The 24,490-nt window shown below is 71.1% G+C and carries 21 protein-coding genes; 14 read left to right on the top strand and 7 right to left on the bottom strand.

Going from position 1 to position 24,490, the window contains the following annotated elements:
• Nucleotides 1–5: 5 nt before the first annotated feature.
• The 7 genes from G401_RS0101490 to G401_RS0101460 all read left to right on the top strand — a co-directional run bounded on the left by G401_RS0101490 (nt 6) and on the right by G401_RS0101460 (nt 6,120).
• Nucleotides 6–1,001 carry an AAA family ATPase gene (locus tag G401_RS0101490; RefSeq protein WP_027341110.1) on the top strand — a complete coding sequence of 332 codons (996 nt, stop codon included), beginning with the start codon at nt 6–8 and terminating at the stop codon, nt 999–1,001.
• Nucleotides 998–1,876, top strand: a complete 879-nt coding sequence (locus G401_RS0101485; RefSeq protein ID WP_027341109.1) for a DUF58 domain-containing protein — start codon at nt 998–1,000, stop codon at nt 1,874–1,876. The genes G401_RS0101490 and G401_RS0101485 overlap by 4 nt, the downstream gene beginning before the upstream one ends.
• Nucleotides 1,873–2,838 carry a VWA domain-containing protein gene (locus G401_RS0101480; RefSeq protein ID WP_027341108.1) on the top strand — a complete coding sequence of 322 codons (966 nt, stop codon included), beginning with the start codon at nt 1,873–1,875 and terminating at the stop codon, nt 2,836–2,838. The genes G401_RS0101485 and G401_RS0101480 overlap by 4 nt, the downstream gene beginning before the upstream one ends.
• Nucleotides 2,838–3,902, top strand: a complete 1,065-nt coding sequence (locus tag G401_RS0101475; protein WP_027341107.1) for a VWA domain-containing protein — start codon at nt 2,838–2,840, stop codon at nt 3,900–3,902. Before G401_RS0101480 ends, G401_RS0101475 begins: the two co-directional genes overlap by 1 nt.
• A gap of 61 nt (nt 3,903–3,963) precedes the next feature.
• Complete coding sequence (locus G401_RS0101470) at nt 3,964–5,037, top strand: HAMP domain-containing sensor histidine kinase (RefSeq protein WP_027341106.1); 1,074 nt, start codon at nt 3,964–3,966, stop codon at nt 5,035–5,037.
• Nucleotides 5,034–5,693 (top strand): response regulator transcription factor, encoded by a 660-nt coding sequence (locus G401_RS0101465; RefSeq protein WP_027341105.1) that lies wholly within the window; start codon nt 5,034–5,036, stop codon nt 5,691–5,693. Before G401_RS0101470 ends, G401_RS0101465 begins: the two co-directional genes overlap by 4 nt.
• Before the next feature lie 10 nt (nt 5,694–5,703).
• Nucleotides 5,704–6,120, top strand: a complete 417-nt coding sequence (locus tag G401_RS0101460; protein WP_034590382.1) for a GNAT family N-acetyltransferase — start codon at nt 5,704–5,706, stop codon at nt 6,118–6,120.
• A 92-nt stretch (nt 6,121–6,212) separates the two neighbouring features.
• On the opposite strand, the gene G401_RS0101455 is transcribed toward G401_RS0101460, so the two are convergent.
• A complete protein-coding gene (locus tag G401_RS0101455) occupies nt 6,213–7,067 on the bottom strand; it encodes an aminoglycoside phosphotransferase family protein (RefSeq protein ID WP_034590508.1) in 855 nt (284 codons plus the stop codon).
• A 79-nt stretch (nt 7,068–7,146) separates the two neighbouring features.
• On the opposite strand from G401_RS0101455, the gene G401_RS0101450 reads away from it, so the two are divergent.
• The 3 genes from G401_RS0101450 (at nt 7,147) to secA2 (ending at nt 13,704) form a co-directional block, all read left to right on the top strand.
• Complete coding sequence (locus tag G401_RS0101450; RefSeq protein ID WP_027341102.1) at nt 7,147–8,550, top strand: 3' terminal RNA ribose 2'-O-methyltransferase Hen1; 1,404 nt, start codon at nt 7,147–7,149, stop codon at nt 8,548–8,550.
• Entirely contained in the window at nt 8,547–11,051 is a 2,505-nt protein-coding gene (locus G401_RS0101445; RefSeq protein WP_027341101.1) for a polynucleotide kinase-phosphatase, read from the top strand. Before G401_RS0101450 ends, G401_RS0101445 begins: the two co-directional genes overlap by 4 nt.
• 238 nt (nt 11,052–11,289) lie before the next feature.
• Complete coding sequence (gene secA2 / locus G401_RS0101440) at nt 11,290–13,704, top strand: accessory Sec system translocase SecA2 (protein WP_027341100.1); 2,415 nt, start codon at nt 11,290–11,292, stop codon at nt 13,702–13,704.
• A gap of 6 nt (nt 13,705–13,710) precedes the next feature.
• Here secA2 and G401_RS0101435 read toward each other — a convergent pair whose 3' ends face one another.
• Nucleotides 13,711–13,965, bottom strand: coding sequence for a DUF3040 domain-containing protein (locus G401_RS0101435; protein WP_027341099.1), 255 nt, complete (start codon nt 13,963–13,965; stop codon nt 13,711–13,713).
• A 113-nt stretch (nt 13,966–14,078) separates the two neighbouring features.
• Here G401_RS0101435 and G401_RS42705 point away from each other — a divergent pair, with 113 nt between their 5' ends.
• On the top strand, nt 14,079–14,606 hold the full coding sequence (locus tag G401_RS42705) for an MgtC/SapB family protein (RefSeq protein ID WP_051365991.1): 528 nt from the start codon (nt 14,079–14,081) through the stop codon (nt 14,604–14,606).
• On the top strand, nt 14,603–15,772 hold the full coding sequence (locus G401_RS0101425; protein ID WP_027341098.1) for a serine hydrolase domain-containing protein: 1,170 nt from the start codon (nt 14,603–14,605) through the stop codon (nt 15,770–15,772). Before G401_RS42705 ends, G401_RS0101425 begins: the two co-directional genes overlap by 4 nt.
• Nucleotides 15,773–15,774: 2 nt before the next feature.
• On the opposite strand, the gene G401_RS42700 is transcribed toward G401_RS0101425, so the two are convergent.
• On the bottom strand, nt 15,775–17,472 hold the full coding sequence (locus tag G401_RS42700; RefSeq protein WP_084556687.1) for a lectin-like domain-containing protein: 1,698 nt from the start codon (nt 17,470–17,472) through the stop codon (nt 15,775–15,777).
• A 58-nt stretch (nt 17,473–17,530) separates the two neighbouring features.
• Between G401_RS42700 and G401_RS0101415 the strand changes: the two genes are divergently transcribed.
• Both G401_RS0101415 and G401_RS0101410 read left to right on the top strand, forming a co-directional pair.
• Nucleotides 17,531–18,295, top strand: a complete 765-nt coding sequence (locus tag G401_RS0101415; RefSeq protein WP_027341097.1) for a putative protein N(5)-glutamine methyltransferase — start codon at nt 17,531–17,533, stop codon at nt 18,293–18,295.
• A 599-nt stretch (nt 18,296–18,894) separates the two neighbouring features.
• Nucleotides 18,895–19,470 (top strand): TIGR03086 family metal-binding protein, encoded by a 576-nt coding sequence (locus G401_RS0101410; protein WP_027341096.1) that lies wholly within the window; start codon nt 18,895–18,897, stop codon nt 19,468–19,470.
• Here G401_RS0101410 and G401_RS42695 read toward each other — a convergent pair.
• From G401_RS42695 to G401_RS0101385, 4 genes are all read right to left on the bottom strand, one after another.
• A complete protein-coding gene (locus G401_RS42695; protein WP_051365989.1) occupies nt 19,447–20,376 on the bottom strand; it encodes a site-2 protease family protein in 930 nt (309 codons plus the stop codon). The two genes, G401_RS0101410 and G401_RS42695, sit on opposite strands and share 24 nt — an antisense overlap.
• Nucleotides 20,377–20,597: 221 nt before the next feature.
• Nucleotides 20,598–21,278, bottom strand: coding sequence for a hypothetical protein (locus G401_RS0101395; RefSeq protein WP_034590381.1), 681 nt, complete (start codon nt 21,276–21,278; stop codon nt 20,598–20,600).
• A gap of 2 nt (nt 21,279–21,280) precedes the next feature.
• Nucleotides 21,281–21,940, bottom strand: a complete 660-nt coding sequence (locus G401_RS0101390; protein WP_027341093.1) for an HAD family hydrolase — start codon at nt 21,938–21,940, stop codon at nt 21,281–21,283.
• A gap of 162 nt (nt 21,941–22,102) precedes the next feature.
• Entirely contained in the window at nt 22,103–24,349 is a 2,247-nt protein-coding gene (locus tag G401_RS0101385) for a rhamnogalacturonan lyase family protein (RefSeq protein ID WP_027341092.1), read from the bottom strand.
• Nucleotides 24,350–24,490 lie beyond the last annotated feature (141 nt).

Below are 24,490 nucleotides of genomic sequence, written 5' to 3'. Positions count from 1 at the left end.
GGAATATGAACGCATCCGCCACCGGGCCCGCTGGGAGCCTCGTGGAACAGGTCCTCTACGAGGTCAAGAAGACGATCGTCGGGCAGGACGCGCTGCTGGAGCGCCTGATGGTCGCATTGCTCGCCCGCGGGCACATCCTGGTGGAGGGCGTACCGGGACTGGCGAAGACGCTGGCCGTCAAGTCGCTGGCCGAGGCGGTCGGCGGGCAGTTCCACCGCGTGCAGTTCACGCCCGACCTGGTGCCGGCCGACATCGTGGGCACCCGGATCTACCACCAGCACAGCGGCGAGTTCCAGGTCTCGCTCGGCCCGGTCTTCACCAACCTGCTGCTCGCCGACGAGATCAACCGGGCTCCCGCCAAGGTGCAGAGCGCCCTGCTGGAGGTCATGCAGGAACACCAGGTCACCATCGGGCGCGAGACGCACCGCGTACCGGAGCCGTTCCTGGTGATGGCCACGCAGAACCCGATCGAGTCGGACGGCACGTACCCGCTGCCCGAGGCGCAGATCGACCGGTTCATGATGAAGGTGATCGTCGGCTATCCCACGCCGACCGAGGAGTTCGTGGTCGTCGAGCGCGCCCTCACCCCGGTCGCGAAGATCCAGTCCATCGTGGACCCCGAGCGCCTCGTCGCGCTGCAGCGCCAGGCGGACGAGGTCTACGTCGACCCGGCCCTCATCGAGTACAGCGTCCGCCTCGCCTCCGCCACGCGGCAACCGGCGCTGGTGGGACAGCAGCAGCTGGCCCGGTACATCACGTTCGGGGCGAGCCCGCGCGCGTCGATCAACCTCGTGCTGGCCGCCCGGGCGCTGGCGTTCCTGCGCGGCCGGGACTACGCCGTCCCCCAGGACCTGACCGATCTCGCGATGGACGTGTTCCGCCACCGGCTGGTGCTGTCCTACGAGGCGCTCTCCGACGAGGTGACCCCCGACGTGATCCTCAGCCGGATCCTGTCGTCGCTGCCCGTCCCCGAGCCCGCGCTGCACAGCCGGCTGTCATGACCGCCGCCTCCGACCGGCTGCTGCGCCGCCTGGAGTGGCAGGTCGTCCGCCGCCTCGACGGGCGGCTGCAGGGCGCGTACCGGACGGCGTGGCACGGGGTCGGCATCGACTTCACCGACCTGCGTGAATACACCCCCGAAGACGACGTACGCCACATCGACTGGAACGTCACGGCCCGGCTCGACGAGACCTACGTGCGGCAGTACACCGAGGAACGGGACCTGACCGCCTGGCTGGTCTGCGACCGGTCGGCGTCGATGGCGGGCTCGAAGCACGCCGCCCTCGACGAGCTGGCGATCTGCCTCGCCCGGCTGCTGTCGCAGGGCGGCAACCGGGTCGGCGCGATCCTCTTCGACAACGACAACCGGCTCGTGCTGGCTCCGCGTACGGGACGCAATCAGGCTCTTCGGATCGCGCATGAGCTGGACAGGTCCGCGGCGACCGGGCCGAAGCGGACCGCGACCACGACGGACCTCGCGGCGATGGTGCGGATGGCGGCGACCGCGGCGCGGCGGCGGAGCCTGGTGTTCGTGCTGTCGGACTTCCTCGGCGAGCCGGGCTGGGAGACGGAGCTGAGCCGGCTCGCCCACCGCCACGAGGTCGTCGTCGTACGCCTGGTCGACCCGGCCGAACTGGACCTGCCCGACGTCGGCCTGGTGATCGTCGAGGACGCCGAGACCGGCGAGCAGGTGCTCGTCGACACGAGCGATCCGCTGCTGCGGCAACGGCTGGCCGCCCAGGTCGACGCGCGGGAGGCCGGGCTGGCCGAGACGCTGGGCCGGGCCGGGGTCACCGCCCACCGGATCACCACCGACCAGGACCTGGTGGCCGCCTTGATCGACATGGTACGCACCTCCCACCGGAGACGCCGATGACGCTGGCCTACCCGATCATGTGGTTCATCGCCGCGCTCGTCACCGCGGCCGGCGCGACCGCGTACGTGATGCTGGTGCAGAAGCGCTCGGAGGCGTTGCGTACCCAGGGTCTCGTGTTCGCCGGTCCGGGGCGCCGGCGGCACGTGCCGTACGCGCTCTTCCTGGTCGCGCTGCCGCTGCTGCTGATCGCGGTCGGCCGGCCCGAGGCGACGATCTCGCTGCCCCGGGTGTCCGGCACGGTGATCGTGGTCGTCGACGTCTCCAAGAGCATGGCGGCCGACGACGTGAAGCCGACCCGGCTGGCGGCCGCGCAGGAGGCGGCGACCGGCTTCGTCAAGGCGCAACCGGACACAGTGGACGTCGGCGTCGTCATCTTCGGCCAGGACAGCCTGACGACGCAGCCGCCCAGCGCCGACCACGGCGCGGCGCTCGGCGCGATCAACCGGCTCACGCCGAGCGGCGGCACCTCGCTGGGCCAGGCGATCCTGGCCGGGCTCGGCGCGATCGTCGGCCACCCGGTCGCCCTGCCCGACGCGGAATCCGGGGCGGCCCCGCCCGACCTCGGCTACTGGGGCTCGGCCACGATGGTCCTCTTCTCCGACGGGGAGAGCCGGTCCGGTCCCGACGTCGAGTCGGCCGCTGCCCTGGCCGCCACGGCGGGCGTACGCATCGAGACGGTCGGGATCGGCACGAAGCAGGGGACCACCGTCGAGGTCGACGGCTACCAGGTCGCCACGGCGCTCAACGAGGACCTGCTGACCGCCGTCGCGACCCAGACCGGCGGCGCGTACCACCCGGCGGGCTCGGCGGCCGACCTCGACCAGATCCACAAATCGATCGACCTGCGGCTCACGGCCAAACCGGAGAAGGTCGAGCTGACCGGTCTCCTGGGCGCGGCCGGGCTGCTCCTGCTCACGATCGGCGGGGCGCTCATGATCGGCGCGTACGGAAGGATCGTCTGATGTCGCTCACCTGGCCGTGGGCCCTCGCCGCGCTGCTCGCGGTGCCGCTGCTGTTCGCGCTGCGGTGGTGGTCGAACCGGCGGCGTAAGCGGCTCGCGGTACGCGTCTCCAGCATCGCCCTGATCCGCGCGGCCGTCCCCGGCCGGACGAGCTGGAAGCGGCGCGTACCGCTGATCCTGTTCGCCGTCGGGCTGGTCGCCCTGGGCACGGGGGCCACCCGGCCGCGCGCCACGGTCGAGGTGCCCTCCAACGCGACCTCGATCCTGCTCGCCATCGACGTCTCGACCTCGATGTGCTCCACCGACGTCTCGCCCAACCGGCTCATGGCGGCCCGCGCGGCCGCGACGGAGTTCGTGAAGGCGCAGCGGGGTACGAAGATCGGCATCGTCGCCTTCTCCGGCATCACCGGGCTGGTCGTCGCGCCGACCACCGACACGGACGCGTTGATCGCCGCGATCGACACGCTGCGTACGGCTCGCGGGACGGCGATCGGGCAGGGGATCCTGACCTCGCTGGACGCGATCTCCGAGATCAATCCCAACGTGGCGCCGACCGGTGTGACCCTGACCCCCGACAAGGACGGGGTCGCGTCGGCGGCCGGCTTCGAACCCGACACGATCATCGTGCTCACCGACGGGGTCAACACCCAGGGCGTCGACCCGGTCACCGCCGCCGAACAGGCGCAGGCGCGGCGCGTACGCGTCTACACGATCGGCTTCGGCACGACGACCCCGGCGCCGTTCGTGTGCTCGCCGGACCAGATCGCGGACGGCGGCGGGAACTTCGGCGGGTTCGGCGGCTTCGGCGGCCGGTTCGGCGGGGGCGGCCCCCGCAGCCAGGAGATCGACGAGGACGCGCTGAACAAGGTGGCGGACACGACGGGCGGCAAGTACTTCCGGGCGGAGGACGCCGGGCAGCTGAGCAAGGTGCTGCGGGACCTGCCGCGCAACATCGTCGTCCAGAAGAGGAACGTCGAGATCACGGTGTGGTTCGTGCTGGCCGGCCTGCTCCTGACCGTCGGCGGGGTGGTCCTCTCGATCGCCTGGAACCGTTCCGTCCGCTGACCCCGCGCCGCCCGCCGGCGCTGTCATGCCGCTGTTAGGCGGCGACCGGCATCCTGGACGCATGTCGCCCACGGATGGCCCGGTCCGGCAACGGTTCACGCTGCTCTACGCAGGCGCGTCCTTCCTCAGCGGGGCGGTGCTGCTGATCCTGGTCAACCTGCTGGCGGCGGCCGGGACCGGGCGATCCAGGCGGCTGCTCGGCGTCTGCCTGCTCCTGCTCATCCTCTGGGGACTGTCGTCGGTCGCCGTCGGGTGGATCGTCGCCGGGCGCGTACTGGAACCGCTGCGTACGCTGACCGTGATGACCCGGGCGATCGGTGCCGAGAACCTCGACGCGCGGCTGGCGATCGCCGGGCCCGACGACGAGGTCAAGGATCTCGCCGACACCATCGACGGACTGCTGGGCCGGTTGGAGGCGTCGTTCACGGCCCAGCGCAGGTTCGTCGCCAACGCCGCCCACGAGATGCGTACGCCGCTGGCGACCGTCCGCGCCGCGGTCGACGTGGCGATGGCGAAACCGGAGCCGATCCCGGACGCGACCGCCGTTCTGGCCGCCCGTACGCGTACCGAGCTGGACCGGTTGGACCGGCTGCTCGACGGGCTGCTGGTGCTCGCCCGGGCCGAGCACGGCGCCCTGGCGGACCGGGAGCCGCTGGCCCTCGGCGGGCTGGCCGGGCAGGCCATCGCGGCCAGGGCCGACGACATCCTCGCCCGGAACCTGACCGTCGACGCGAGTTCGCTGCACGGCGGGCGTACCGAGGGCAGCCGGATCCTGCTGCTGCGGATGGTCGAGAATCTCGTCGACAACGCGATCCGGCACAACGAGGAGGGCGGGTTCCTGCGGGTGGCCACGGCATCCGGCGAGTTCGTCCGCCTCGTCGTCGAGTCCGGCGGCCCGGTCCTCGACCCGGTTCAGGTCTCCCGGCTCGGGCGGCCGTTCGAGCGGCTGGGGATCGAGCGTACGGGGACGGGATCGGGGCTCGGCCTGTCCATCGTCACCGCCATCGTCGAGGCGCACGGCGGCAAGGTCGTCTTCGACGCGCGGCCGGGTGGCGGCCTGCGGGTCGTCGTCCTGCTGCCCCGCATCGTCCAGCCGAGCCGGGCGGAGCCCGCCTCACCTGAGGAGGCGCGGTGAGGGTACTCGTCGTCGAGGACGCGCGCAGCCTCGCGGAGGTGGTCGCAGAGGGCCTGCGCGATCAGGGTCTGGCCGTCGACCTGGCGTTCGACGGGCTGGCCGCGGCGGCCAAAGTGGATCTCGTCGCGTACGACGTGGTGGTCCTGGATCGTGATCTTCCGGGCCTGCACGGGGACACGCTCTGCCAGATGATCACGGAGCGCGCGGACCGGCCGATGGTGCTGATGCTGACCGCGGCCGGTACGCCGGGCGACCGCGTCAGCGGGCTGACCCTCGGCGCGGACGACTACCTCGCGAAGCCGTTCCACTTCCCGGAGCTGGTCCTGCGCGTGCGGGCGCTGGCCCGGCGGCGGCCGTCGGCGCAGCCGCGGACGTTGCGCGCCGGCGGCCTCGAACTCGACCCGGTACGCCGCACGGCGACCCGCGACGGCCGCCCGCTGGACCTGTCGGTGAAGGAGTTCGCGCTGCTGGAGGCGCTGCTCTCGGCGAGCCCGGCGTACCTGAGCGCGGAGATGCTGCTGGAGCGGGTCTGGGACGAGAACGCGGATCCGTTCACCAACACGGTGACGGTGACGATCGGTCGGCTGCGCCGCAAACTGGGGCCGCCGGCCGTGATCACGACGCTGCCCGGCGTGGGCTACCGCATCTTGATCTAGACTCCGGCGGATGATCGTACGCATCGGCGGTGTGGCGGACGCGGCGGCGCTCGCGGAACTGCGCGACATCGAAGCGCACCAGGTCGCAGCGTTCACGGAATGGGTCGCCGACCACGCGGAAACGTACCTGCCGTTCGTCGCCGAGGTCGACGGGAAGATCATCGGTGCGGCCTGGCTGCTCGTCGCGGAACGCGTGCCCGGCAACGGTTCGCTGGAGCGCCGGTACGGCGACGTCCAGTCGGTCATGGTCCGCGAAGAGCACCGCAACCAGGGGGTCGGTGCGGCGCTGATGGCCGCGATCCTGGCCGAGGCGCGGGCCAGGGACCTGCTGCACGTGACGGTGCACTCCGGCCGGCGCGCGGTCGACTTCTACCTGCGCAACGGCTTCAGCCACCACCGCCAGCTCCTCCTCTGGGAACCCGCCTGACCCGCCCTTGATCCCGTGTGGATCAGGTTTTCGCACGTAATCATGGACCATGATTCGGGTGATTTCCCTGATCCAAACCAGATCATGGAGGCTCAGGCGAGGAGATTGCCGAGGGTTGTGCGGGCGATCCCCGCGAGGACCGGGTTCGTCACCACGTAGTACGGCAGCGCCGTGACCGCGAAGGCCAGCGCCCAGCCCTGCCCGCGCCGCCACATCGCGTCGTCCACGTCCAGTGCCTCCCGGTAGGCGGCGCGGGCGGGCCCGTCGAAGAACGCCCAGGCCGGAATGAGGTCGCAGGCCGGGTCGCCGACCCCGGCCGGGCTGAAGTCGATGACCGCGCTCAGCCGCCCTTCGCGTACCAGGAGGTTGCCGGGCAGCAGGTCCCCGTGGCTCCAGGTCGGCGGGCCGGTCCAGGCGGGCGCGTCCACACAGGACGTCCACAGCTCCAGCAGCCGGGCGGCGTCGTGCTCCTGCCGCCAGTCCGCCAGGATTCCGCGTACGCCGACGTCGCGTGTGGACAGAGGTTTGCCGCGACCGGCCACCGGGGCGCCGACGGGGTCGACCGCCCGGAGGGCGCGCACGAATCCGGCCAGGTCCGCGGCCAGCGCCGGGTCGGGCGAGGTCGGCGGGGAACCGGGCAGCCAGCGGTAGACACCCCAGTCCCAGGCGTACTCGGCGGTCGGCCGGCCCACCGCGACCACCTCGGGCACGGCGACGGGCAGGTGCGGCGCCAGGATCGGCAGCCATTCCCGTTCCTTGGCGACCTGTCCGTCGGCCCAGCCGATGCGGGGCAGGCGTACGGACAGCTCGTCGCCGAGGCGGTAGATCGCGTTGTCGGTGCCGGCCGAGGCGACGGGCTCGATGCTCAGCGCGGCCCAGGCCGGGAACTGGCCGGCGAGGAGGCGGCGGACCAGCGATACGTCGGTGGGAACCTCGCCGTCGTGCATCACGCGGCCACCATAGCGGCCCCGTTGAGCTGGGCAAAACCGTTTTGGGCGCGGTGTTCGCGGCTGCCACCATGATCCTGTGCTACTGACCCTCACCGCCACGCGCGACCCGGAGATCCTGCCCGACGCCACCGACCTCGGCTACCTGCTCGTCAAGCACCCCGACCGGGTGCAGCCGTTCGAGCTGCCCTGGGGCACGGCGACCGTCTTCTATCCGGAGGCGTCGGCGCAACGATGCACGGCCGCGCTGCTGCTGGAGGTCGACCCGATGAAGCTGGCCGAGGCGAAGGGCCGCTGGGACGGCGCGCAGTCGTTGAACCAGTACGTCAACGACCGCCCGTACGCGGCGTCCAGCCTGCTCGCCGCCGCGCTGAACCGGTCGTTCCGGTCGGCCCTGCGCGGCACCTCGAAGGACCGGCCGGACCTGGCCGGGATCGCGATCCCGCTGGCGGTACGCGTACCGGTGCTGCGCTGCAAGGGCGGCCCGGAGGTGGCGGTACGCCTGTTCGAGCCGCTCGGCTGGCAGGTGGCCGCGACGCCGATCCCGTTGGACGAGACGCTGCCCGAGTGGGGCGACAGCCGTTACGTCGACCTGACCCTGACCGGCCGCGTACGCCTGGCCGACGCGCTCAATCACCTCTACGTGCTGCTGCCCGTGCTGGACGACGCGAAGCACTACTGGGTCGCCCCCGACGAGATCGAGAAGCTGGTACGCGCCGGGGACGGGTGGCTCTCCCAGCACCCCGAGCGGCGGCTGATCGTCCGGCGGTACCTGGCGCACAGCCGCGCGCTGACCGACCGTGCCCTGTCCCAGCTGGCGCCCGACGACGCCGAGGTGGTGGACGAGAGCCCCGAGAAGGAGAGCGGAAAGCCGAAGCTGAACGCGTTGCGGCGGACGGCCGTGCTGGCCGCGCTCGCGTCGACCGGCGCGGCCCGCGTGCTCGACCTCGGCTGCGGTCCGGGCGCGCTCGTCGCGGATCTGTTGCGGGACAAGCGGTACACCGAGATCGTCGGGGCTGACGTGTCGCCGGTCGTGCTCGACATCGCCGCCCGGCGCATCCGGCTCGACCGGCTGCCGGACCGCCAGCGCGCCCGCGTGAAGCTGCTGCAGACCGCACTGACCTACCGCGACGACCGGCTGCGCGGCTACGACGCGGCCGTGCTCATGGAGGTCGTCGAGCACGTCGACGAGCCGCGACTGCCCGCGCTCGCGGACGCCGTCTTCGGCCACGCCCGCCCCGGCGCCGTCGTGGTCACCACGCCGAACGTCGAGTACAACGCCCGCTACGAGTCGCTGCCCGAGGGCGGTCACCGCCACGAGGACCACCGCTTCGAGTGGACCCGCGCGCAGTTCGCCGCCTGGGCTTCGGGCATCACCGAGGAGTACGCGTACCGCGTGGAGCTGAGCGGCGTCGGCGACGAGGACCCCGACCTGGGTACGCCGACCCAGCTGGCCCTGTTCATCCGGGAGGAGAACCGATGACGACCACAGTGGACATTCCGGAGCTGGCGCTCGTCGTGCTCGTCGGCGCCACCGGTTCCGGCAAGTCGACCTTCGCCCGGGAGCACTTCCTGCCGACCCAGGTGCTGTCGAGCGACTTCTTCCGCGGCCTGGTCGCCGACGACGAGAACGACCAGAGCGCGACGGGCGACGCCTTCGAGGCGCTGCACTACATCGCGGCCAAGCGGCTGCGGGCCGGCCGGCTGACCGTCGTCGACGCCACCAACGTGCAGAAGCACGCCCGTGCCTCCCTGGTGAAGCTGGCCCGGGAGCACGACGTCCTGCCCGTGGCCGTCGTCCTGGACACGCCCGAATCCCTCTGCTGGGAGCGTACGCAGGCGCGGCCCGACCGGCTGTTCGGCCGCGAGGTCGTCCGGCGGCAGACCCGCGAGCTGCGGCGCTCGATCTCCGGGCTGGCCCGCGAGGGCTTCCGCAAGGTCGCCGTCCTCGGCCCCGAGCAGCTGTCCGATGTGGAGCTTCGGTACGCGAAGCTGTTCAACGACCGGCGGGACCTGACCGGCCCGTTCGACATCGTCGGCGACGTCCACGGCTGCGCGGAGGAGCTGTCCCAGCTGCTCGTCAAGCTCGGCTGGGAGCTGGTCGCCGATGCCGCCGGGCGGCCGGTGGACGCGGTGCACCCCGGTGGGCGTACCGCTGTCTTCGTGGGCGACCTGGTGGACCGCGGCCCGGACTCCCCGGGAGTGCTGCGGCTGGTGATGGGCATGATCGAGCGCGGCCACGCGCTCTGTGTGGCGGGCAACCACGAGGCCAAGCTGGCGAAGAAGCTGCACGGCCGCGAGGTGCAGGTACGCCACGGCCTCGCGGAGACGCTGGCGCAGCTGGAGGCCGACCCGGTCGACGGGCTGCCGGCCTTCCTCGACGGGCTGGTCAGCCATTACGTGCTGGACGAGGGTCGGCTGGTGGTGGCCCACGCGGGTCTGAAGGAGGAGTACCACGGCCGCGCGTCGGGGCGGGTGCGCGCGTTCGCGATGTTCGGCGACACGACCGGCGAGACGGACGAGTACGGCCTGCCCGTGCGCTACCCGTGGGCGGACGACTACCGCGGGCGGGCGACGGTCGTCTACGGCCATACGCCGACGGTCGAGCCGGAGTGGGTCAACAACACGATCTGCCTCGACACCGGCTGCGTCTTCGGCGGCACGCTGACGGCGCTGCGCTACCCGGAGCGGGAGCTGGTCTCGGTGCCCGCGCTGCGGGAGCACTACGCGCCCGCGAAGCCGCCGGCCGCCCCCGTACCGGCCGCCGCGCGGGCCTTCGAGCTCAAGCGCGTCACCGGGCGGCGGCACGTCGAGACGGCGACCGGCACGATCACCGTGCAGGCCGAGCACTCGGCGGCCGCGCTGGAGGTCATGAGCCGGTTCGCCGTCGACCCGCGCTGGCTGCGCTGGCTGCCGCCGACGATGGCGCCCGCTGGAACGTCCAGTGTGGAGGGCTACCTGGAGCACCCCACGTCGGCCCTTGCCGACTACGCGTCGGCCGGCGTGGAGCGCGTGATCTGCGAGGAGAAGCACATGGGCTCGCGCGCGGTCGTCCTGGTCTGCAAGGACCGGGACGTCGCCGCCCGCTCCTTTGTGGACGACGGCAGTACCGGGGCGGTGTACACGCGTACGGGGCGGCCGTTCTTCGAGCCCGGCCGCACCGAGGAACTGCTCGGCGGCGTACGGGCCGCGGTCGAACGGGCCGGTCTCTGGGACAGCCTCGGCTGCGACTGGCTGCTGCTCGACTGCGAGCTCCTGCCGTGGTCGGCCAAGGCGGAAACCCTCATCCGGCAGTACGCGGCGGTCGGCGCGGCCGGCCGGGCGGTCCTGCCGGCGGCCCTGGACGTCGTCGAGGCGGCCCGGTCCCGGGGACTCGACGTCGGGGGGCTCGGCGCCGATCTGCGTACGCGGCTGTCGGAGGTCACGGCATTCGCCGAGGCGTACCGGCGCTACGTCGGCCCGCCCGGCGCGACCACGCTGGCCCCGTTCATGGTGCTGGCCTCGTCCGCGGGCGGGTACGCCGACCGCGACCACGGCTGGCACCTCGAACAGGCCGACGCGCTGGTCGCGGCGGACCCCGGGCTGTTCACGCCGACCCGCCGGATCGTGGCCGACACCCGCTCGGCCGAGGATGCCGACCGCGTCACAGCGTGGTGGCGGGAGCTGACCGAGTCCGGCGGCGAGGGCATGGTCGTCAAGCCGTACGCGGGCCTCACCGCCCGGGCCGGCCGCGGCCTGCACCAGCCCGGCCTCAAGGTACGCGGCCGCGAGTACCTCCGGATCATCTACGGGCCCGGTTACACGGCCGAGGCCCAGCTGAACCGGTTGCGCGGCCGCAGCCTGGGCCGCAAGCGGGGGCTGGCCCTGCGCGAGCACGCCCTCGGCCTCGAAGCCCTCCGCCCCGGTACGCCGCCGTGGCGGGTGCACGAGCTGGTGTTCGCGGTCCTCGCCTGCGAGTCCGAACCCGTCGACCCCCGCCTGTGAACCCCCGGGGCACCCTGTGCCCCGCTCGGGCTCCCGCGTGCCCCGCCCCAAGATCCCGTTTGGATCAGGGAAATCACCCGAATCTTGGCCCATGATTCGGGCGGCAACCGTGATCCAAACGGGATCTTGGGCGGGCGAAGCGGACGGGAGGGCGGGGGAGGGGTCATATCGTTCCCGGTCGCTGGACTGGCCCGGCCGGGGGCGGTCGTTTCCAGGAAGGCTCGGTACTGTGTGTGGCATGGGTCTCGCCGACAAGTTGAAGCAGAAGCTGCAGACATTCATGCAGCGCCCCGGAGCCACCGTCAGCCTCGCGCCCTCGGAGGCACTCCTGCCCCGGATCGAGGCCCTGGAGGAGGAGCTCGGCGCGCTGTCCGACGAGGAGCTGACCGAGCGCGCGGGCGCGCTGCGGGAACGCCTCACCAAAGCCGCCGACGTGCACAGGAGCGGCGCCGGAACGGACATGGAGGCGTACACCGACGCCACGAGCCGCCGTCAGGCGGTCCTCATCGACGACGACGACCTCGTCGAGATCTGCGCGCTGGGCCGCGAGGCCGGCCGCCGCGCCCTCGACGAGCGGGCGTTCGACGTCCAGCTCCTCGGCGCCATGGCCATGCTGGCCGGCACGATCGTCGAGATGGCCACCGGCGAGGGCAAGACCCTGGCGGCCGCGATCGCCGCGTACGGCTATGTCGCCCGCGGCTCCCGGGTGCAGATCCTCACGGTCAACGACTACCTCGCCCGCCGCGACGCCGAATGGATGGGCCCGGTCTACGGGCTGCTCGGCCTGAGCGTCGGCTCGGTCGGCGAGGACAGCACCCACGACGAGCGCCTGGAGGCGTACGCGCGGGACGTCTGTTACGTATCGGTCAGCGAGGTCGGTTTCGACTTCCTGCGCGACCAACTCGTCCTCGACGCCGGTGACGAGGTCATGCCCGGCCTGCCGACGCTCATCCTGGACGAGGCCGACTCGGTGCTCATCGACGAGGCACGCGTACCGCTGGTGCTGGCGGGCAGCTTCGACGACTCGGTCTCCCCGGCGGCCTCGGCGGCCACGCTCGTCGCCGCGATGCAGCCCGGCCGGGACTTCGAGGGGATCGAGGACGGTCGCAACGTCCAGCTGACCGAGGCCGGCGCGCTGATGGTCGAGAAGGCGTACGGCGGCATCGACCTCTACGCCCCGGAGAACCTGGAGAAGCTGACGGCGGTGAACCTGGCGCTGCACGCGCGGGCGCTGCTGACGCTGGACGTCGACTACATCGTCCGGGACGGCAAGGTGCAGCTGGTCGACGGCTTCCGCGGCCGGATCGCCCAGCGCCGCCGGTGGCCGGACGGCCTGCAGGCGGCGGTGGAGGCGAAGGAGGGCCTGACGCCCACCGCCGAGGGCGAGGTCCTCGCGACCATCACCGTGCAGGGGTTCATCGGCCTCTACCCGACGGTCTGCGGCATGACCGGTACCGCCGTGAACATCGGTGACGAGCTGCGGGAGTTCTACCGCCTCGAGGTCGCCGTGATCCCGCCGAACACGCCCTCGATCCGCATCGACGAGGCCGACCGGGTCTACGTCACGGCCGAGGAGAAGGAAGACGCGATCATCGCCGAGGTCGCGGCCGCCCACGAGGTGGGCCGGCCGGTGCTCATCGGCACGCTGGACGTCGCCGAGTCGGAGCGCCTCGCGGCCGCGCTGCGGGCCAAGGACATCGAGTGCGTCGTGCTCAACGCGAAGAACGACGCGAGCGAAGCGAAGATCATCGCCGAGGCCGGCGGCCTGGGCCGGGTGACCGTCTCGACCCAGATGGCCGGCCGGGGTACCGACATCCGGCTCGGCGGCCGGGGCGAGACCGACCGGGACGCCGTCGTCGACCTGGGCGGCCTGCTCGTCATCGGGTCGGGCCGGCACAACAGCCGCCGCGTCGACGACCAGCTGCGCGGCCGCGCCGGCCGGCAGGGCGACCCCGGCGGCTCGGTCTTCTTCGTCAGCCCCGAGGACACCCTGATCGTGCGCAACGGCGAGCCGTTCGACGGGCGTACCGCGGGCGACGGGCGGATGACCGGGCCGGCCGTGGACCGTGCCGTCAGCCACGCCCAGAAGGTCTCCGAGGGCGTCGCCTTCGAGATCCACCGCAACACCTGGCGGTACGGCGTACTCATCGAGCGGCAGCGCCAGCAGCTGGCGTTCCGGCGGCTGGAGATCCTCGCCGGCGACCTGGCCGCCCAGTGGGTACGCGACGCGGACAAGGAGCGCTACGACGAGGTCGTCGAGCTGCTCGGCGAGGAGCGGACGGAGGAGGCGGCCCGGCTGATCGGGCTGGCCCACCTCGACCGCGGCTGGGCCGACCACCTGGCGATGCTCGCCGACGTGCGCGAGGGCGTGCACCTGCGGGCGCTCGGCCGGCAGGACCCGCTCGACGAGTTCCACCGGGTCGCGATCCCGGCGTTCAAGGAGTTCCTGGACGACACGCAGACCAAGACGGTCGAGACGTTCGCCGAGGCGGATCTCAGCGAGGGCTGGACGCCGGACGACGAGGGCCTCGTGCGCCCCTCCACCACCTGGACCTACATGGTCCACGAGAACCCGTTCGGCAGCGAGATCGAGCGCTTCATCTCGGCGGCCGCCCGGGCGGTGTTCGGGGTTTCGTCCAACCCGCCGAGCTGAGCGGGATCACGGTGCGCGGTGGGCTCGGCGGTACAGCTGCCAGCCCACCTCCACCGTGATCAGGACGCCGAGGGTGACCACCACGGCGACCACGCCGGCGAGGACGGAGACGATCAGCGCGGCCGCCCAGAGCGCGACCGCGAGCAGGACGAGGGACACCGGCCGTCTCGGCGTACGCATGCGCCGGGCGAAGGCCGGGTCCTCGGTCACCAGAAACCGCTCGATCTCCGCGAGACGGTCTCGTTCGTACTGTGTGAGCATCGACGGTCACCTCCCGTCCGCGGGCTTACCCACGCGGACGGTCGGGGAATCGTCACCGATGATGCCTGTTCGGTGGCTTGATCCCGGCCCGGTACCCCGAGTGGAATCGGCCCATGCTCTCCCACGCCCATGTTCTGATCGGCCTGCACGTCCTGCTCGCCTTCGTGCTCTCGTTCGTCCTCGGCTTCGAGCGGCAGCTGCGCGGCTCCGTCGCGGGCGACCGCACCTTCGCGCTCATCGGCACGGGGGCCGCCGTGATCGGCGTACTGTCGGCCAACGGGGCGCCGACCATCCTCACCGGAGCCATCACCGGCGTCGGCTTCATCGGGGCCGGCGTGCTGTTCCGGCAGGGCGAGATCGCGTACCCGGTGGTGCACGGCGTGACCACGGCGGCGGCGATCCTCGCCTGCGCCGCGATCGGAGCGGCCGCCGGGCAGGGTGACACTCTCATCGCGATCGTCGCGACGGCGCTGGTGCTGCTCACCCTGGAGCTGCGCTACGTGCCCTTCCTGCGGGTGCTCGACGCGGCGCGGTGGGCGCACCACTTCGCGAACGACGACGATCCGGTCCACCCCGTACCCGCCGCGGAGGTGAAGGAAGCGCTGAAGACCGTCCCGGGTCAGGCTACGGTCAGGAGATGACCGAGGCTTTCACCTCCGCCGGGCTCGCCCGGCTGCACGACGCCCTGGCCGGCCGGGTCGAGCGCGGGGAACTGCCCGGGCTCGTGACGGTGCTCGCCCGCGGCGACGAGGTCCACGTCGACGCCATCGGCGCGTACGCGTTCGGCGACGAGCGCCCGATGGCCCGCGACACCGTCTTCCGGATCGCGTCCCTCACGAAACCCGTCGTCGCGACCGTCGCCCTGATGCTGGTCGAGGACGGACTGTTCACTCTGGACGAACCGGTCGACCGGCTGCTGCCCGAACTGGCGGACCGGCGCGTACTGGCGCGGGTGGACGGGCCGCTCGACGAGACCGTGCCCGCCCGGCGGCCGATCACGGTCGAGGACCTGCTGACCTTCCGGCTCGGCCACGGCCTGCTCATGGAACCGGAGTACAACCCGCGGTTCCCGATCGTGACGGCGGCCGAGGAGATGCGGCTGACCCTGGCCGAGCCGGACCCGCGTACGCCGCACCCGCCGGATGAGTGGATCAAGCTCTTCGGGTCGCTGCCGCTCATGTACCAGCCCGGGGAACGGTGGCAGTACAACACCGGCGCGCTCGTCCTCGGCGTGCTGCTGGCCCGGGCGGCCGGCGTACCGCTGCCGGAGTTGTTGCGGGACAAGCTCTTCGAGCCGCTGGGCATGACGGAGACCGGGTTCTTCACGGCGCCGGAGAACATCGGGCGGATCCCGGGCTACTACATGACCGACTTCGCGACCGGCAAGGTGACCCTGCAGCCGGCCTCACCCCCGCAGGACTGGCTCGACCGGCCGGTGTTCCCGTCGGCCGCGGCCGGGCTGCTGTCCACCGCCGACGACTTCCTCGCCTTCGGCCGGCTGCTGGCGCGTAACGGTGTCCACAAGGGACGGCGTCTGCTCGCCGAGGCGTCGGTCGCGGCGCTGACGACCAACCGCCTGACCCGCGAGCAGATCGCCTCGGCGGATCTCCTGCTGGAGCCCAAGGGCTGGGGGCTCGGCATGGCCGCCGTCCCGAACCACTACGGCTGGGACGGCGGCTACGGCACGGTCTGGTTCAACGATCCGAGTCTCGATCTCACCGCGATCGCGCTCACCCAGAACTCCGACTTCCTGTTCGCGGGCGGCCGGGCCGAGTTCACCGCCCTCGCCCGCGAGGCGGCCGCCTGAGCTCAGCCGCGCCGCAGGGCGTACAGCAGCAGGGCGCCGAGCACCATGAGGGCCAGTCCCGCGTAGAGGAGCGGGAGGAGCGGCGTACCGGTGACGGGGATCGTCACGGCCGCGTTGATCGGCACGGTGCACGGCGTCGTGACCGAGGCGGTGGCGTCGTCCGGCGTACGGTCGGAGTTCGTGCCGGCCGCCGTCGCCGTCTGGGTCACGCCCCCGCGGCACGCGTCCGCGTCGCCGGTCACCGAGGCCGTGACGGCGAAGGTCCGCGTCTCGTCCACGGCCAGGTCGCCGACCTCGCAGGTCAGCTTCCGCCCGCTCAGCGCGCACCCCGGCGCGCTCGCCGTCGCGAAGGCGGCGGGCAGGTCGTCGGTCACGACGACCCCGCGCGCCACGTCGGGCCCCTTGTTCACCACATGCACGGTGTACGCGGCGGACTTGCCGAAGACGAGCGGCGAGGTGCTGGTGAGCTCCTTCGCCGTCACGAGATCCATGAACGGGTTCACGTCCGTGTCCCACGTGGACGTGTTGTTGCTCGGATCCAGGTCCGTACGGTCCTCCGGCGGCACGATCTCGGCGGAGTCGTGGATGGTGGTCTCAGCCGCCTCTTCCGGAACCGTCCCGGTGACCGTGACGGTGACGCCCGTGTTCTCCTCCATGGACACCGGGACGTCCACGGTGCCGCTGCCGGACGCCTGCAGGCACGCCGCGCCGGCCCCGGCCGTGCAGGTCCAGCGGACGTCGGTGATCCCGGCGGGCAGCGTGTCGGTGACCCGCGCGCCCGAGACCGGGTTCGGGTACTTGTTCGTCGCCGTGAGCGTGTACGCGATCCGCTGCCGCGGGTTCGCCGTCGCCGGACCGGTCTTCGTGATAGCGAGATCGGTCGGCACGGTCACGCGCAGGTTGCGGATCTCGTGGTTGTTCGTCGCGCCGCCGGTCGAACCGCTGAAGCCGAGCTTGAACGTGGGCGGGAGCACCGGCTGCCCGGGAGCTGTCGCGACGTTGAAATCGGTGATCACCGGTTCCAGGTCCGTGCCGCCGCCCTGGTTCGACAGCACCGAGATCATCGTCTCGTGCGGCGCGTTCGGGGTGATCGTGATGCGTACCTTCCGGAAACCGGCGCGGTCACCGGTCTCGACGGTCCCGCCCGGGCCGGGCGCGTTGGTCAGCCAGGCCCAGTTCGGGGTGGCCGCGTAGGAGCCGCGGATCGCGATCGTGTCCGGCGCCTGGCCCGGCCCGCCGAGACCGCCGGAGAAGTTGCCGAACTCGTCGAAGCCCACCCCGACGTAGCCGCCCTGCATGCCGGTGTACCCGAGCCCGCCGCCGGACTGCCCGATCGAGGGCGGGAAGGTGCCGTCGATGAGGAAGAACGAGAACCCGTCGCCCCGGTGGCCGCCGAGGTCGGTGCCGCCCCAGGTCGCGTACTCGAATTCGACGGTGACGCCGAGGTCGGTGGGGAAGGCGTCGTTGAGCACCGCCGTGCCCGCCTGGAACGTGGGGCTGGCGCTGGTCAGCCGCAGCCAGCCGTCGCCCTCGTTCGTGAGGTGCGCCTGGTCGGTGAAGACCCAGTCCGGATTGTTGGTCGTCGCGCCGCTGAACGGTTCGTCGATCGGAAACGTCGCCGCCCACGCGGGCGCCGGTACGCCCAGCCCCACCAGCAGGACGACCGCCATCGCCCCGACCACACGCCACCAGTGCCTCATGATGTTCCCAACGATGCCCGGAATGCCGGGTAATTGGGGTTGCTAGAGTGATCGACTCGTGAGCCTCTCCGATGCCGACCCCACCGCCACCGTCGCGACCCTGCGGGCCGCCGGCTGCGTCTTCGCCGAGGACGAAGCGGACCTGCTGCACGCGGCCGCGCGTACGCCCGGAGAATTGCGGGAGATGGTGCGGCGCCGCGTGGCGGGCGACCCGCTGGAGCAGATCCTGGGCTGGGCCGAGTTCCACGGCTTGCGGATCTTCGTGGCGCCGGGCGTCTTCGTGCCGCGGCGCCGGACCGAGTTCCTGGTGGCGCGGGCCGCGACGAGCCTCCGGCCGGGCGCGGTGGTGGTCGATCTCTGCTGCGGCACCGGCGCGGTCGGCGCGGCGCTGCTGACCCTCGGCGACATCGACCTGTACGCCGCGGACATCGACCCCGCCTCAGTGGCGTGCGCCCGGCGCAACCTGGATGTTCCGGTCTACCAGGGCGACCTGCTCGATGCTCTGCCGGAGGACCTGCGAGGCCGCATCGACGTCCTGGTCGCGAACGCGCCTTACGTTCCGACCGACGCCGTGGCGCTGATGCCGCCCGAAGCACGCCTGCACGAACCGATGGTCGCGCTCGACGGCGGCGCGGACGGCCTCGACTACCTGCGACGGCTCGCGGAGACGGCACCGCGGTGGCTGGCGCCGGGCGGCGTCCTCCATGTGGAGACGAGCGTGGAACAGTCGGGGGTGGCGCTCGGGATCCTGCGCGGGGCGGGGTTCACGGCGACCGTCGACCACGACGACGACCTCGACGGCACCGTCCTCACCGCCCACTGACCCGCCCCTCCCGCCTTCCCGGGCTGCTCTTTGCGGCGATCTTGCGTGAATGTTCGGGCTTTTCGGGCATTACGGACGAAATTTGAGACATTCGCGCAAGATCGTCGGAGAGTGGGGCGCTCGGCGATCGGTCCGCCCCGGCCTGGCCCTGGCCTTGGCCCTGGTCCCGGTCCCGGTCCCAGTCCCGGTCCTGGAGGGAGTGATCGTTTACGGGTGAGGTGTGAAATCGGCCGGCTACTGCATGATCGTTTACGGTTCCGGAGTACGTAGAAGGCTCCTGGTTACACCGGACGCGTAAACGATCATGCAAGGTGGGCCGGAAATGACACCCCAGCCGCAAACGATCAAGGAAACGGCGACTGCGGTTCATCTGGCGGAAGATCCTTCCCGCATCGCGGACAATCGGCGGCAGGGGGCGGCTTGGATGTGATCCACGGCGGCTGAGTTGTAGAAATCCGGCCCTACCCAAGATCCGAAGCATTACGGATCCCGAATCCGCACATCGGACAGTCGGGACAAAGCCAAGGCGCAGGCCGCTGTGGATCGAGCAGACGGGCGGTCGACGACTGGGGTGATCGTCGGCCGGATAGGCTCGGGGCATGGATCGGTTCGCGCTCGATCGGCGCGCTCTCGCGTACGCCGGCGACATCGTCGCCCAGGTCCGCCCCGAGCACCTCGGCAAGCCCACGCCCTGCGGCAGCTGGACCGTGGCCGAGCTGCTCGCTCACATGACCGCCCACAACGTCGGCTTCGCGGCCGCCGCCTCGGGCCGGCCCGTGGGCGGCGAGATCTGGGACCTCGTCACCGATGAGACCCTTCCCGCGTACGCGGAGTCGGCCGCCCTGGTCACCGCGGCCTGGGAGGCGCCGGACCTCCCCGAGAAGATGGAGGTCTTCGGGTTCGGGACGGTCCCGGCGCGGACCGCGCTGAGCATGCACATCGTGGACTTCGTCATCCACGGCTGGGACGTCGGCGTGTCGATCGGCGTACCCGTGGCCGCGGACGCCGACCTGGTCCGCGACGCGTACGCGATCATGCGCGAGTTCCCGGTCAACCGGCCCAACAAGGCGTTCGGCCTGATGTTCCCGGTGCCGGACGACGCCGCCGAGTTCGACCGGTTCCTGGGTTACGTCGGCCGGGACCCGGCGTGGCTACCGCCAGAACTCGAACAGTAGGTCGCCGTACGCCACCCCGTTCACCGGTACGCCGGCCGCGTCCACCATCGACTGGAGCAGATCGCTGAATCCGTTGCGCAGGAACGGGATGGACAGCACCAGGAAGAACAGCAGCACGCCGAACGGCATGATCTTCCGCCCCGTGGCGCGTACGGAGTCGGGCAGGAACGGTTCGATGATGCCGTAGCCGTCGATGCCCGGAATCGGCAGCAGGTTGAGCACGGCCGCCGCCACCTGGAGGTACGCGAGGAAGCTCAGTCCCGCCCAGAACGCGGCATGCGGCTCGGCCAGCGTCCAGATGGCGTCCGGACCGAGGGTGGCGACGGCGGTCAGCAAACCGGCCGCGAGCACGATGTTGATCAGCGGCCCGGCCGCCGACACCATCGAATCCCGCCACCGGCTCCGCAGCCGGTGGCTCTCGATCAGCACCGCACCGCCCGGCAGCGGCAGCCCGCCGGCCATCAGGAAGATCAGCGGCAGGATGATCGTCAACACCGGATGCCCGTACTTCAACGGGTTCAGGCGCAGGTAGCCCTTCTCGGCCACGGTGTCGTCGCCGCCCCGGTGCGCGGTGAGCGCGTGCGAGAACTCGTGCAACGACAACGAGACCAGCCACGCCGCCAGGATGAAGACGAACATCGACAGCTGCGCCGGCCCGAGCCCCGCCCACAGCGTGTACGCGCTCCCGCCCGTCAGCGCGAGCAGCGCGACGAAGATCCAGGAGATCCCCCGCGGATTCCCCGGTACGCGTACCGACCGGCGGCGGAAGGTGGCGGCTCCGCGTACGGCGGCCTTGCGGCGTTGCCGGGCGACGTCCTGCTCGACGGCCCGCGCCCGCCGGTCCCAGTCCTCCTCCGCGGCCAGCCGCTGCAGCGGATCGTCGTAGTCGCGCTCCCCGTTGGTCATATGCCGCAGGCTACCCGAGCAAGGTGGGCAGGATCTTCTCAGCTTGTGCCGATGCGCGCTCGATCCGGTGTTCCGGGCTCGTCCAGCCCAGAACGGGCACGGGGAATGGGACCTCTACGTGGTCGTCGAGGCCGCCGGCCATCCGGGACATTTCGCCCCCACGGAGTACTCCGGCCCGAGCGGGCGCCCGATCAACCATCGCCTCGACCGGTGACGTCCACTCACAGGATCGGAGGATCGGGGGCATCCTTCTTGTAGGACGCTCGTATCTGATCCCACTTCGCGTAGACGAATCGTCGGAAGCGGGTCTCCAGGACGGCCGCGCCGATCAGGAGCACCACCGCCAGACCGGTTGCCCCGAAGGCGCCTATGTGATGGTGGGTCGAGAAGGCCACGTTGTAGACGCCCAACAACGTGCTGGCCCAACCGGCTCCGAGGAGCAGGTAGATCGCGGACTTGTAGGGGTAGCTCATGTGCGTTCCCCCATCGATCAACCGGCTCTCCCAGCTCATCGCCTTGGAGCGCTCACCGCGACCGAGTTCGTCGTTGATTCTGGTCTCGAGGCTGCTGATCGCTTTGCCGGCACGCTGTGACCGCTCGTACTCGCCGAGCCAGATGAGCAGGCCGGCCTTCGCGATCTGCGGGACGAAGAAGACCGCTATGAGGCCCTTGGTCAGATTCGGCTCGGGGTTGGCCAGGATCGCGGCCACGATCACGGCCACCGCGCCGAACGCGAAGTTCGCCACCGTAATGCGATTGGTGATCGACGCGAGGCTTTCGGTCCGCAGCGAGGAGTACTCGGCAAGCATCGCGTCCAGCGCACGGGGCGACTTGCTCGGCGGAACGGCCTCGGCCACGGTGGCGGGCGTCCGGGGAGTGGGCGGCAAGCTCGCTTCCGTCATGGTTACTCCGTGGAGTTCTTGACCAGTTCCAGCAGGCCGCGGCCGTCGGGATCGTCGTAGAACGAGTATCGGGCGGTAGCGAACCCGACTGCCTGCGCGCGCCGCAGATTGTGGTCGCGGTCGTCGATGACCAAGGTGCGCCGCGGGACCGTCTTCTCTGCGGCCAGCTCGAAGAGCCCGATGCCCTCGCTGCTCTTGGATCTTCCCTGTTCGTAGGACAGGAGCGTCAGAGCGTCGTCCTCTATGGAAATCCCGAGGAGAGCCAGCTGCTGGGGAAACCAGAAGGCCGTGTTGTCCGAGATGACGCCCCATCGCATCGTTCGACTCTGAACGATGGCAAGAGCCTCCGCCGTGCAGGGGTTGGCGACTATCAGCTTCCGGACAGAAGCCACGATGTCCATCTCGACATCCCGATTGACCAGGGCCGAGAACTGCCGCCAGTAGTCGGCCTCGGATGCACTTCGGAGTGAAAAACGAGGCCAGAGCCGGACGCCGGCGGCCTCGGCGGTCGGTCGTGGGATCCGCAGCCGGTCCGCGAGTCCTTGCGTCGGCGTCAGGACCATCGTCTCCCACGGATCGAAGGTCAGTACACCGCCGACGTCGAAAAGCACAGTGTCGATCATCGACACGGTCGTCACCTCCCGGGCGTTCCAGGTCATCATCGCCGAGCGATCACCTGCGATGCCAGGACTGGCTTCCCGTCCGCCCGCGGGGCGGGAACAGGGCGCCCGGGTCGTGCCCACCCGGCCGTAGACGACCTTTCGGCGAGCGCGACCCGGACGGCCGGTTGGCGGCCTAGCGCGTGATCATGACTTTCCGGGACTTCACGGTTGGTAGATCACCGGTCGCGGCGGCGTACCCATCCCGTCCCCGATGAAGAAGCTGGTGTGCGGCGGCTGGTTGTAGGCCGTGTTCTGCCAGGCCAGCCCCACCCGGTACATCGGATCCTGGAGCAGCGTGGTGATCCGCCGGTCGGTCGTGATCGGCGTCGAGTAGATCCGCAGTGCCGTGTTGTCGGTGGTCGGCCAGATCACCTCTTCCCGCCAGTCCCCGAACAGGTCGCCCGACAGCGACGGCGTCGACTTCGTGCTGTTGTTCGAGTGCACTCCGGATGCCGTGAGCAGGCGGGTGTCGGACGACGTCCCGTACTTGTCGATGTGGGTGCTGTCGAGGAGTTCGCGTACCGGGTCGCCGTCCCAGTAGGCGAGGAAGTTGGTCGAGCCGGGCTTGCGGCCGAGCGCCGTGCCGGCGGTGTTGCGCAGGCTCCCGTCCGCCGCGGACCACGATTCCGCGCCGGGGCTGCCGGCCCAGATGTCGTCGGACACGCCGCGCCCGTTGTCGCCGTTGGGCGTCGTCGTCCAGAGGACCTGGCCGGTACGCGCGTCCGCCAGCCACGAGGACGGCTTCGTGCCGTCCTCGTCCACTTTGAACACTTCGAGACCGGCCCGGCTGGGGATGAGGTCGCCGACGTGCAGGGCGTCGCCGTGGCCGTTCTGGGTGTTCCAGAGGGGAGAGCCGTTGTCGTCGATGCACATGGCACCGAAGACGATCTCGTCCTTGCCGTCCCCGTCGACGTCGGCGATGGCGAGCTGGTGGTCGCCCTGGCCCTTGTACTGGCTGCCGGACACGTCGGAGTCGAAGGTCCAGCGGCGGGTGAGGGCGCCGTTGCGGAAGTCCCAGGCCACGATCACGGTACGCGTGTAGTACCCGCGCGACATGATCAGGCTCGGGTGCTTCCCGTCGAGGTACGCGGTGCCGGCCAGGAACCGGTCGACCCGGTTGCCGTAGCTGTCGCCCCAGGCCGAGACGGTGCCGCGGGGCGGGACGTAGCCGACCGTGGACATGGCCGCGCCGGTCTGCCCGTTGAACATGGTCAGGTACTCGGGGCCGGACAGGATGTAGCCGTCGGAGTTGCGGTAGTCGGCGTTCGCGTCGCCGATCACCTGCCCGGTGCCGGAGACCGTGCCGTCGGCCGTCTTCATGGCGACCTCGGCCTTGCCGTCCCCGTCGTAGTCGTAGACCTGGAACTGGGTGTAGTGCGCGCCGGCGCGGATGTTGCGGCCGAGGTTGATCCGCCAGAGCCGCTGCCCGTTCAGCCTGTACGCGTCCACGTACACGACGTCGGTCACGCCGGCCTGCGAGTTGTCCTTGGAGTTCGACGGGTCCCACTTGAGGACGATGTCGAGCTGCCCGTCCCCGTCGAGGTCGCCGACGCTGGCGTCGTTGGCCGAGTAGAGCGAGGAGTTCGGGTTCTGGATCGGCACGTCGAGGTAGCCGTTGGCGAACTGCAGGGCGGATTCGGAGGATGCCTGCTCCACCCCGTTCACGACCGCCCGGACCGTGTACGCCGCCCCGGCCGCTGCGCCGGAGTCCAGGTAGTCGGTCGCGTTGGTGATCGGCGACGAGTTGACCTTGGTGGTCCCCCGGTAGACGTTGAAGCCCACGTTGTCGGGGTCGGTGGCGAGCCAGCGCCAGCTCACCAGGTTCCCGCTGCCCGAGCGTACGCTGATCAGCCCGCGGTTGAGCCGTTCCATCTGCTTGCCGTTGGTCGACGGCGGCGGTGAGGTCGACGGCGACGGCGAAGGCTTCGGTGACGCGGACGCCGACGGTGACACGGACGCGGAGGGCGACGACGGCGCGGAGGGTGACGCCGAGGCGGGCGCGCCGGTGCAGGCCACTCCGTTGAGGGTGAAGGTCGCCGGTGCGGGGTTGGTCGAGTTGTTCCAGCTGCCGTTGAAGCCGAACGCGGTGTTCGCGCCGGTCGCGATGGCCGCGTTGTAGCCGGCGTCGGTGACGGTGACCTGGGAGCCGGACTGGCTGACGGCGCCGTTCCAGATCTGGGTCACGGTCTGCCCGGCGGTGAACGTCCAGCCCAGGTTCCACCCGTTGACCGGGTCGCCGAGGTTGGTGATGGTGACGCTCGCGCCGAAACCACCCGCCCACGAGTTCGTGACGGCGTAGTCGACGCGGCATCCGGTGGCCGCCTGGGCGTCCGTGACGGCGAGGAAGCCCGTGGAGAGGGCGGCCACGCTCGTCGCGGCGATCAGGACGGCGGTTCTGCGGGACAACATGCAGATCCTCCACAGTGGTGTGTTCCCGGTGGGCGCCGGGAGCGGACACGCCCCACGAAGGCCGAATCGCTGGCGTCCCGGTGAGCGCTGGGAGCGGGCACGTCCGGTGATCGGCGTGGAACGTCGCAATTCGGGAGAATG

The sequence above is a fragment of the Hamadaea tsunoensis DSM 44101 genome (assembly GCF_000428945.1).
GTDB classification, from domain to species: Bacteria; Actinomycetota; Actinomycetes; order Mycobacteriales; family Micromonosporaceae; genus Hamadaea; species Hamadaea tsunoensis.
Note: the sequence above shows the minus strand (reverse complement) of the source record. Positions and strands in the feature narration are given on the sequence as shown.

Coding starts and splice junctions, on each gene's coding strand:
- G401_RS0101460 (WP_034590382.1), top strand. CDS start 5,704: ATGATCGTACGCATCGGCGGTGTGGCGGACGCGGCGGCGCTCGCGGAA.
- G401_RS0101425 (WP_027341098.1), top strand. CDS start 14,603: ATGACCGAGGCTTTCACCTCCGCCGGGCTCGCCCGGCTGCACGACGCC.
- G401_RS0101490 (WP_027341110.1), top strand. CDS start 6: ATGAACGCATCCGCCACCGGGCCCGCTGGGAGCCTCGTGGAACAGGTC.
- G401_RS0101470 (WP_027341106.1), top strand. CDS start 3,964: ATGTCGCCCACGGATGGCCCGGTCCGGCAACGGTTCACGCTGCTCTAC.
- G401_RS0101435 (WP_027341099.1), bottom strand. CDS start 13,965: ATGCTCACACAGTACGAACGAGACCGTCTCGCGGAGATCGAGCGGTTT.
- G401_RS0101455 (WP_034590508.1), bottom strand. CDS start 7,067: ATGCACGACGGCGAGGTTCCCACCGACGTATCGCTGGTCCGCCGCCTC.
- G401_RS0101480 (WP_027341108.1), top strand. CDS start 1,873: ATGACGCTGGCCTACCCGATCATGTGGTTCATCGCCGCGCTCGTCACC.
- G401_RS0101475 (WP_027341107.1), top strand. CDS start 2,838: ATGTCGCTCACCTGGCCGTGGGCCCTCGCCGCGCTGCTCGCGGTGCCG.
- G401_RS0101395 (WP_034590381.1), bottom strand. CDS start 21,278: ATGACGGAAGCGAGCTTGCCGCCCACTCCCCGGACGCCCGCCACCGTG.
- G401_RS0101485 (WP_027341109.1), top strand. CDS start 998: ATGACCGCCGCCTCCGACCGGCTGCTGCGCCGCCTGGAGTGGCAGGTC.
- G401_RS0101445 (WP_027341101.1), top strand. CDS start 8,547: ATGACGACCACAGTGGACATTCCGGAGCTGGCGCTCGTCGTGCTCGTC.
- G401_RS0101410 (WP_027341096.1), top strand. CDS start 18,895: ATGGATCGGTTCGCGCTCGATCGGCGCGCTCTCGCGTACGCCGGCGAC.
- G401_RS42700 (WP_084556687.1), bottom strand. CDS start 17,472: ATGAGGCACTGGTGGCGTGTGGTCGGGGCGATGGCGGTCGTCCTGCTG.
- G401_RS42705 (WP_051365991.1), top strand. CDS start 14,079: ATGCTCTCCCACGCCCATGTTCTGATCGGCCTGCACGTCCTGCTCGCC.
- G401_RS0101385 (WP_027341092.1), bottom strand. CDS start 24,349: ATGTTGTCCCGCAGAACCGCCGTCCTGATCGCCGCGACGAGCGTGGCC.
- G401_RS42695 (WP_051365989.1), bottom strand. CDS start 20,376: ATGACCAACGGGGAGCGCGACTACGACGATCCGCTGCAGCGGCTGGCC.
- secA2 (WP_027341100.1), top strand. CDS start 11,290: ATGGGTCTCGCCGACAAGTTGAAGCAGAAGCTGCAGACATTCATGCAG.
- G401_RS0101390 (WP_027341093.1), bottom strand. CDS start 21,940: ATGATGACCTGGAACGCCCGGGAGGTGACGACCGTGTCGATGATCGAC.